This is a genomic window from Bacteroides sp. 224 (assembly GCF_010500995.1).
Classification (GTDB): domain Bacteria; phylum Bacteroidota; class Bacteroidia; order Bacteroidales; family Bacteroidaceae; genus Bacteroides.
On sequence record NZ_QVMK01000066.1, the window covers coordinates 1 to 9,176 of the forward strand.

Below are 9,176 nucleotides of genomic sequence, written 5' to 3' on the forward strand. Positions count from 1 at the left end.
GTTTATTTGTTAACTGATTGATTGTCAACCATAAAGATAATAAATAAAACGGAGATTACCCATTCTTTTTAAACTTTTCTTATCCCGAACTCAGGTTATTAGCTAATAGTATGGAGAATTGATTTAGCCAAACATAAACAATAATAGATTATTCCATAAAATTCAAAACGGTTTCTTATATTTTATGTATTTTTGTTTTCTTAATTTAAATAACAAAACCACTTATGATTAAGAAAACACTCTTCCTTTTAGCTTTCATCTTAGCCTCTTTCTCTTTATATGCCCAGAATCTTCAATTACATTTCGATCCTCGCCGGGCGATACATGGCAAAGATGAATTTCCAAAGAACTTCTTCACTGCTACTTTCGAAATGTTCAAGCCAGACAAATGGGGCTCTACCTTCCTTTTTGTCGATTTAGACTTTAACCAGAGTCGTGGAAACATAGGTTTGGGCTATATGGAAATCGCACGCGATTTTACTCTCGGTAAATGTCCGCTTATGGCACATATTGAATTTAATGGAGGGGTAGGAAACGCAGAAGAATATGGTTTTTCCGTTCCCAACGCTTATTTGATAGGACCCTCCTACTCTACCCGAATTGGCGAAGTTAATCTAAGTACTTACCTTGTATATAAGTACAATGCTTTTAAGAAAATAAGTCATGACGTACAGTGGACAGCCACTTGGAGCACCGACATTTGCAACAAGAAACTAACCATTGCAGGTTTTATCGACTTGTGGACAGAAAACAAGAATCACACCCACGAAACCGGCCCCAGTGGAAAGAAAGTAATTCTGCTGACAGAACCCCAGTTTTGGTATAATGTGAACTCACATCTTTCTTTCGGAACCGAAGTAGAGATTAGCAATAATTTCCTGAATAACAATCAATTCTATGTAAACCCCACCATTGCTGCTAAGTGGAATTTCTAAAACTGTATCCTTATGAATTCTTTATTAGAGAAAACTTTTAAACTATCAGAGAATAAAACAACAGTCCGTAAAGAACTAATGGCCGGACTGATTACATTCCTAACCATGTCGTACATTCTGGTGGTTAACCCTCAGATATTGTCGACAACAGGTATGGATAGAGATGCCTTGTTTACCTCTACCGCGCTTGCTGCCATATTTGCCACTTTAATGATGGCTCTTTATGCCAAACTACCTATTGCTCAAGCTCCGGGCATGGGGTTGAATGCCTTTTTCGCGTTCACGGTATGCGGAGTAATGGGCTATTCCTGGCAATTTGCATTGACTGCGGTATTTATTGAAGGAGTGATTTTTATCCTACTGACTTTCTTTAACGTACGCGAGCTGATTGTAAAAAGCATCCCCAAAGTACTTAAAGATGCTATTCCCGTAGGTATTGGTCTTTTTATTACTATGATTGGATTAAAGAATGCCGGTATCATCGTATCCAGTCCGGACACGCTGGTTACTTTGGGCGACTTCTCCAAACATGATATTTGGATTGCTTTTATGGGATTGCTGGTTACCGCCGTTTTATATGCCAGAAATGTAAATGGTGCTATTCTGATTGGTATTGTAGCATCTACCCTATTTGCCCTTATATTGGGAGATGTTAAGTTGCCCGAGGGTAGCCTCATCAGCACGCCTCCCTCCATTGCACCTATATTTGCACAGTTCCAGTGGAATAACATTCTGTCTTTCGATATGGTAGTGGTAGTGTTTACCTTACTACTTGTTAACCTGTTCGATACAGTGGGTACTTTAATTGGTGTAATATCCAAAACCGGATTAGCCGATGAAGACGGAAACTTCCCACAAATGAAGAAAGCCCTGTTTGCCGATGCTTTAGGAACTACCGTAGGGTCTGTTTTAGGAACAAGCACCATCACAGCATACGTGGAGAGTGCATCCGGTGTAGCTTCCGGGGGCAGAACAGGACTTACCTCAGTAAGCACAGCCTGTATGTTTATACTGGCTTTATTCTTTGCACCTCTGTTTCTGATGGTTCCGGCAGCAGCTACATCTCCTGCACTGATCATTGTAGGTTTATTTATGATTTCATCGGTGGTGAAGATTAACTTCAATGAAATGAGCGACGGATTACCTGCCTTCCTGACAATCATCTTCATGCCCTTTACATATAGTATTGCCGAAGGTATTGTTTTTGGTATACTTAGCTATACTTTTATTAAGGTCTGTTCAGGAAAGGTAAAAGAAGTATCGGCTACTATTTATGTGATTGCAGTACTCTTTTTATTAAAGATTATATTGGGAGCAATGGGCATAGTTGGGTGATACATACGCTGAAACATACCTGGGAATAAGCAAGTAACTATTCCATATTTACCATCCGGTCATTGATTACAAATGGCCGGATGTTTTTGTATAAATAGAACTAAATATGCAACCTATATCCCATTTTTTACACATCCGAATAAAACTCATCGTCTATTTTTGCCGTATTATAAATCAATATACTAATTACTCTAAACCATGAAATTTAGATTATACACTTATTTTACACTGGCAGCAGCACTGCTTGCATCATGCAGTGAGCATGATCAAAATGAAATTGGCAGTGCAGGAAAAGAAATCACTTTCGTTTCCGGTTTAAATCCTGCCACACGAATAACTCTCGACGGTAGCCAATGGATGAAAGGCGACCAGGTAGGTATCTGCATGACAAAGTCCGGCACCAGCACCCCCCTTACCTATTCGAATGTGCCTTACACAGCCGAATCATCAGCGGCTACCACTGCTTTCAAAGCTAATGATACTAAGATCTATTACCCGGCAGATGAATCTCCGGTAGATTTTATAGCCTATTACCCATATAATTCGGCTATGGCAAATTATATGTATCCTATTAGTTTAGCCAATCAGTCGGCAGGGCTCGGAGCACACGATTTGATGTATGCAAAAGCAGATAATGACGGAAAGGGATTCACATCGGGATCGGTTACTTTTCAATTTGCTCATCAATTATCCAGAATTACATTGAATTTATCCGATGCAAACAATAATCCGCTTACTCCCGATGCAAACGGAGTAGTTATTAAAGGGATGAATACAGTGGCAAACTTTAATCTTAATACAGCTACATTAAGCGGACAAGCAACCACAGCCAATATTACTCCTTATAAAAACAATAACGCCTACGAAGCGGTTCTTCTTCCGGTTACCTTTGCTACAGGACACGAAGTAGCAATTACCATTGCCGGAACCACCTACATTTGGGTAATGAAGAACAGCTACGCCGGATTAGAGATGAAACCCGGTTATTCTTACATTTTCAACATAAGCATTAACACTACTACCTCCAAAGTAGAAGCGATTCTTACCGATTTCAACGGTAATTCCATAGCTCCATGGGGAGATAATGGCGAAGGAGAAGAATATGACAAAGACTTAGGATTACCCGCCAACGAAAACGATGCTTTGGTACGCGCATTCCCCGGCGCCGAAGGTGGTGGTATGTTCACAACCGGAGGCCGTGGAGGTAAAGTGATTAAAGTAACCAACCTGAATGATGCAGGTTCCGGAAGTTTGCGTGCTGCCATCAATGAATCGGGTGCTCGTACCATTGTGTTTGAGGTAGACGGTATCATCGAATTGAATAGCACACTGGAAATTAAAAACGGAGATCTTACTATTGCCGGACAAACAGCTCCCGGTGATGGTATCTGCTTGAAGAACTATTCAATGGTAGTAAAGGCCAACAATGTTATTATTCGTTATATACGTTCGCGTATGGGCGATGAAAAAGAAACCGAAGATGATGCCATGTGGGGACGCTACCTTAAGAATGTGATCATCGACCACTGTTCTATGAGTTGGAGTACCGATGAATGTTCTTCTTTTTATGCCAACCAGAACTTCACAATGCAATGGTGTATTCTTGCCGAAAGTTTACGCAGTTCTGTGCATCATAAAAGCAACCATGGATATGGTGCCATTTGGGGTGGCGTAAATGCCTCTTTTCATCACAATCTGCTGGCACACCACGACAGTCGCGCTCCTCGTTTCGATGGAGGTGATGTATATGGTATATCAGACAATCCGTTAACAAATAGTCAACGTGCTGTAGATTTCCGTAATTGTGTGGTGTACAACTATTCAAACTACCCTGCTTACGGTGGAGAAGCACAAAAGATAAACTTTGTAGGTAACTATTACAAATGGGGACCGGCATCTATCAATGGACCGGATGCCGGTACAAAAGGTAAAAAGCGTCAATATTTCTACTTTATCTCAGGAGTGAAAGGAGATACTGATTATGGATGTCCATCCATCTATTTGGGAGATAATATCAACTTTTTAGACACCAATAACGCAGGAAGCGATAACGGAATCAATGCAGATAACTGGGCAGGAATGGTATATGATGATAAAAATAAAGGAACTACAAACTATACAAAATTAACTACCCCACTTAGCATAAAATACAATGATGTAGCTACCAGAGTAACTACCCATACGGCTGCTATTGCTTTTGAAAGAGTACTTAACTATGCCGGAGCAAGCCTGAAAAGAGACGCAGTAGATGTACGCGTAGCTAATGAAACGCGTAACGGAACAGCCACTTGTATGACTGGTAGTAATGGCAGTATCAACGGTTTGATAGATTCACAAAAAGATGTAGGCGGATGGCCAACCTATACCAAAGGAACAGCCAAAACAGATACGGATGGCGATGGTATTCCAGACAGTTGGGAAGATGCTTTCGGATTAAACAAGAAATCAGCAGCCGACGGTAATGAAAAGACTTTAGACCCTAAAGGCCGTTACACCAACCTCGAAATCTACTTGCACTACTTAGTGAAAGATATCGTAAACGGACAAGTAGCCGGAGGAGAATATACAGAACTTAATTAAAGAAAAACACTATGCATATAAAATTCAAATTCTTAGCTTCTATTGCCATAATAGCAAGTATATTTGCATCATGCAGCAATCAGGATGATGCAGGAGTCGATAACAAATCGGGGGCTATCACCTTTGTATCCGGTTTAAGTAAACATGCTACCCGCATCAGTCAGGATGGCAGCCAATGGACAGCCGGCGACCAAATAGGTATTTATATGGTACAATCCGGCACTACAACCCTGAAAGATTATATCAATGTACCTTTCGCAGCCGAATCTTCTGCTCAGGTAACCGTATTTAAGCCTACCGAAACCAACATATTTTATCCGGCCGACGAATCGGCAGTAGACTTCATGGCCTACTATCCTTATTCTAACGCCATAGTAAATGAAACATATCCCATTAATTTGGCCAATCAATCTGCAAGTTTGATTGCGCATGATTTAATGTATGCAAAGGCAGATAACAGTGGTAAAGGATTTACTTCCGGTTCCATTTCATTCGGTTTTACACATCAATTATCCAAAATCACACTGAATCTTGTAGATGAAAGTAACAATCCGATTATTCCGGATACAGATGGATTAGCAATTAAAAGAATGAACACCACAGCCACCTTCGACTTGAAAACAGGTTCATTAAGTGGCGCAGGTACTCCGGCCAATATTACGTTGTATAAGAATGACAAGTCTTTTGAAGCTATACTCCTCCCGACAACCATTGCCGCCGGACATGAAGTTTCTATTATGGTAGATGGCAACCAGTACTTATGGACTATGAATAATGGTTATTCCGGTTTGGAAATAAAGGCAGGCTATTCTTATACATTTAAAGTAACTGTTAAGACTTCTGCTACGGAAGTAGAAGCCGTGCTTGTTGATTTCAACGGAAACTCCATAGCTCCATGGGGAGATGGCGGTGCCGATAATAAAGTAGAAGAGCCCACCGAAGACCTGGATATCCCTGCTGATTTTGAAAAGATTGAGTTAGCAGCCGGAAGCACAGTAAGTGGAGCATTGGCTTCTGCAACAAGTGCGAAAGTAGCCATTATGTTGGCAGATGGTGGTGCTTATGCAGAAACTGGCGGTTTCAATATACCGGCTTCTATTACTTCGTTGATGATTGTGGGTAAAGGTGGAACAAGTATGCCTTCCTTATATTTTGGTGGTTCAATGACAGTTGCGGGAAATATGGATCTTATTCAATTATATAATGTAGAACTAAATGGAGTTTATGGAGGTAGTTATTTCATAAATCAAAGTGAATCAGTTACTATTAAACAAATTCTGATAGAAAATTGTCTCATCCATGATGTACGCGGTGTTGTTCGTTTGCAAAAGAATGCATCAACTATCAACTCTTATAAAATAACGAACAGCATTTTCTACAATATAAATACCTATAGTATTTTAACTGTTGAAGCAGCAGGCTCTGCACCCAATGTTGAAATAACTAAATCTACCTTCTATAACTTGGCAGGAAGAGGAATAAATCTCAGTGGGATGGATGATGCAGCTACAATTACTGTTGACCAATGCACCTTCAATCAAGGACCTCACTATGCAATTGGACAGTTTAAAAAGGATACAGGTGGTTCGATGATCTTCACAAACAACATTGTTGGTCTACCTTATTCTGCAGATAGAGGAGTATCTGTGAGTTCAAATGCAGGAAGCACTACAGCAAGCGGTAACTATTATGTGAGTGACACAACTTGGTATGGAACTGCGGTAGGCGATGATTGCGGATTTAAAGCCGATGTTCTTTTCACAGACCCTGCTAACGGAAACTTTACCCAGTCTAAACTGACTGCCGGCGACCCACGTTGGTATTAATCATCATACTAATTTAAAAAGCAAAAGATATGAAATATAAAAATATATTCCTTTTTGGTGCACTGGCCTTATTATCAGCATCGTGCAGTGATGATGATGACAATAATAACGAGCAAGCATCACAACCCATTTCTTTTATCTCTGAAGCAAAAGCATATACTCGCGTAAACGAGGGGGGCGACCAATGGACTTCCGGAGATAAACTCGGAACCTATATGTTGGCAACAGGAACATTTACACCTGTAGCCAACTCGGCCAATGTTCTTTACACTGCCGAAGCTGATGGTGCATCAGCAAAGTTTTCTTCAACCTCAGCATTTACTTATCCTGCAAATGGTTCTAAAGTAGATTTTATTGGGTATTATCCTTACTCTACAGAGGTGAGCGATTTCATGTATCCTATTAATTTGGCTAATCAATCAGCAGGCTCTGCTGTGCACGACCTCATGCGTGCCACTTCAAGAACCGGATATTCTCTGATTAGCTCCAAAGAGGTATCCATGAGCTTTGCGCATCAACTTGCCAAAGTAGTTTTCCAATTTAAGAATAAAGCAGGCGAAGCTATTTATCCGGAACGATTACTGATAAAAGGAATGAATACTGCTGCTCAGTTCGACTTAACAACTGCTACCTTATCGAATATATCGGCGGCTGTGGATATCAATCCATATAAAACCTCCGGTGGTACTTTCGAAGCCATTGTATTGCCTGCCGATATAGCCGACACTCAAGTTATTGAGTATACTATCAATAGTGAATCATTCTCATGGAGCATTGCCGAAGCAGATGCTAAGGTAACTGCCCTCAAAGTAGGCAACAAATATACATTCACTATTACCCATGATGATTCGGCGGCTCCTATCGGTTCTGTAGAAGTAGACGGCAGTTCGATAGCTCCTTGGGGAAATGGTGGAGGAGGTGATGCTACTGCCGAACTGGTAGTAAATTACACCACTTTCCCTACCAATGAAGCTACGAACGTACATAAAGATACTTATTTGAAGTTGAACTTTAAGGGCGATGCACCTGTAATTGGTACCAGCGGAAGAATCAGAGTATATAAAGCAGACGACAATACATTAGTGGATGAAATTAATATGGCAGATGAGCAAGTGAAGTTAGCCGACAATGCCGTATTAAATACAAAGATGAATATTCTGGGTGTTGGCAATAGCAGTAACAGATATCGTGTGGTAAACTACGATCCGGTAGTGATAGAAGAAAATACCGCTATTATCAGACTACATTACAACAAACTGGATTACAATACGAAGTATTATGTAACTGTTGACAACAAGGCCATTAAACACAAAGACTTCTTTGGCATTAAAGAATCTTCTAAATGGATGTTTACTACCAAAGCATCTCCTGCCACCCCTACAGATAATGCACATACAGTAACCGTAGGTGGCGATAACTCAACCGCAGATTTCCGCACCATTCAGGCAGCTATGGACTTCCTTGTTCTTAACATTGCCAAAGATGACGCGAAGACTGTCTTTATTCAAAATGGTACTTACGAAGAATTACTTTTCCTCAGAGGAGTAAACAACGTTACCATCAAAGGAGAAAGCAGAGACGGTGTTATTATTCGCTATAACAACTATGATGGTTGGAATAGTGGAACCGGAGGTTCTGTTACCATCGCCCCGGATGCAGCTATGGGTACAACTGTATCGAAAACCGGAGGACGCAGCATATTCCTGATAGAAACAGTAGACAAACTTCGATTCGAATCGCTTACCTTAGAAAACATACATGTAAAGAGCGGAAGCGGCGATCAGGCAGAAACACTCTATGCCAACAATGATGGAAAAGCTATCGCGTTTGTTAACTGTAATCTATTGAGCTGTCAGGATACACTGAACCTCAAAGGTTTCTGTTGGTTCTATAATAGCTTAATTGCCGGTGATGTAGACTTCATTTGGGGATCTCCGGCAGCGGCTCTATTCGAAAAGTGCGAAATCCGTTCTGTGAACGACGGATATATTCTTCAAGCTCGTGTAGCATCCGGCAACAAAGGCTTTGTTTTCTTGAACTGCGATTTAACTACTACAGGCAAAGCAGCCTATATGTATCTGGCTCGTACAGCCGGAAGTAGTTCTTATTGCGACAATATTACTTTTGCCAACTGCAAGATGGCCGATATTTACGGAACCTCCGGTTGGGGATTGGCCGGTGGCGCAAGTGGAACACTGCCTAATCCGTCTACAGCCACATCAACGAACGGTTATAAGATATATAACTGTACCAATGCAAGTGGTGGTAGCATTACAATTAATAACTCGCAATACGCTTATACACTAACCGAAGCAGAATATACTGCAAACTTCAGCAGCAAAGAAGTGATTCTTTCGGCTTATACAGGTGGTGTAAACTGGTTTGCCGAGTAGTTGCCCAAGCAGGGCATCCACTCAATAATCTCAACAGTTTATTTTTTGCCCTAAAATAGCTTTCTTTGTGCTCTATTTCCTTTTTAAATATCCTATTTATGAGTATC

At 40.8% G+C, this 9,176-nt stretch carries 5 protein-coding genes; all 5 read left to right on the forward strand.

All coding sequences use genetic code 11. The features are described from left to right. Positions 1-224 precede the first annotated feature (224 nt). The 5 genes from D0T60_RS18170 to D0T60_RS18190 all read left to right on the forward strand — a co-directional run bounded on the left by D0T60_RS18170 (position 225) and on the right by D0T60_RS18190 (position 9,069). Positions 225-935 (forward strand): DUF5020 family protein, encoded by a 711-nt coding sequence (locus D0T60_RS18170; RefSeq protein WP_163219849.1) that lies wholly within the window; start codon positions 225-227, stop codon positions 933-935. Between the two features lie 12 nt (positions 936-947). Beyond that, positions 948-2,270 (forward strand): NCS2 family permease, encoded by a 1,323-nt coding sequence (locus D0T60_RS18175; RefSeq protein WP_163219851.1) that lies wholly within the window; start codon positions 948-950, stop codon positions 2,268-2,270. Positions 2,271-2,468: 198 nt separating this feature from the next. Beyond that, positions 2,469-4,850 (forward strand): fimbrillin family protein, encoded by a 2,382-nt coding sequence (locus tag D0T60_RS18180; protein WP_163219853.1) that lies wholly within the window; start codon positions 2,469-2,471, stop codon positions 4,848-4,850. An 11-nt stretch (positions 4,851-4,861) separates the two neighbouring features. Further along, entirely contained in the window at positions 4,862-6,676 is a 1,815-nt protein-coding gene (locus D0T60_RS18185; protein ID WP_163219855.1) for a fimbrillin family protein, read from the forward strand. A 29-nt stretch (positions 6,677-6,705) separates the two neighbouring features. Beyond that, positions 6,706-9,069, forward strand: coding sequence for a pectinesterase family protein (locus D0T60_RS18190; RefSeq protein WP_163219857.1), 2,364 nt, complete (start codon positions 6,706-6,708; stop codon positions 9,067-9,069). The last annotated feature ends 107 nt before the right edge of the window (positions 9,070-9,176 follow it).

Coding starts and splice junctions, on each gene's coding strand:
- D0T60_RS18175 (WP_163219851.1), top strand. CDS start 948: ATGAATTCTTTATTAGAGAAAACTTTTAAACTATCAGAGAATAAAACA.
- D0T60_RS18170 (WP_163219849.1), top strand. CDS start 225: ATGATTAAGAAAACACTCTTCCTTTTAGCTTTCATCTTAGCCTCTTTC.
- D0T60_RS18180 (WP_163219853.1), top strand. CDS start 2,469: ATGAAATTTAGATTATACACTTATTTTACACTGGCAGCAGCACTGCTT.
- D0T60_RS18185 (WP_163219855.1), top strand. CDS start 4,862: ATGCATATAAAATTCAAATTCTTAGCTTCTATTGCCATAATAGCAAGT.
- D0T60_RS18190 (WP_163219857.1), top strand. CDS start 6,706: ATGAAATATAAAAATATATTCCTTTTTGGTGCACTGGCCTTATTATCA.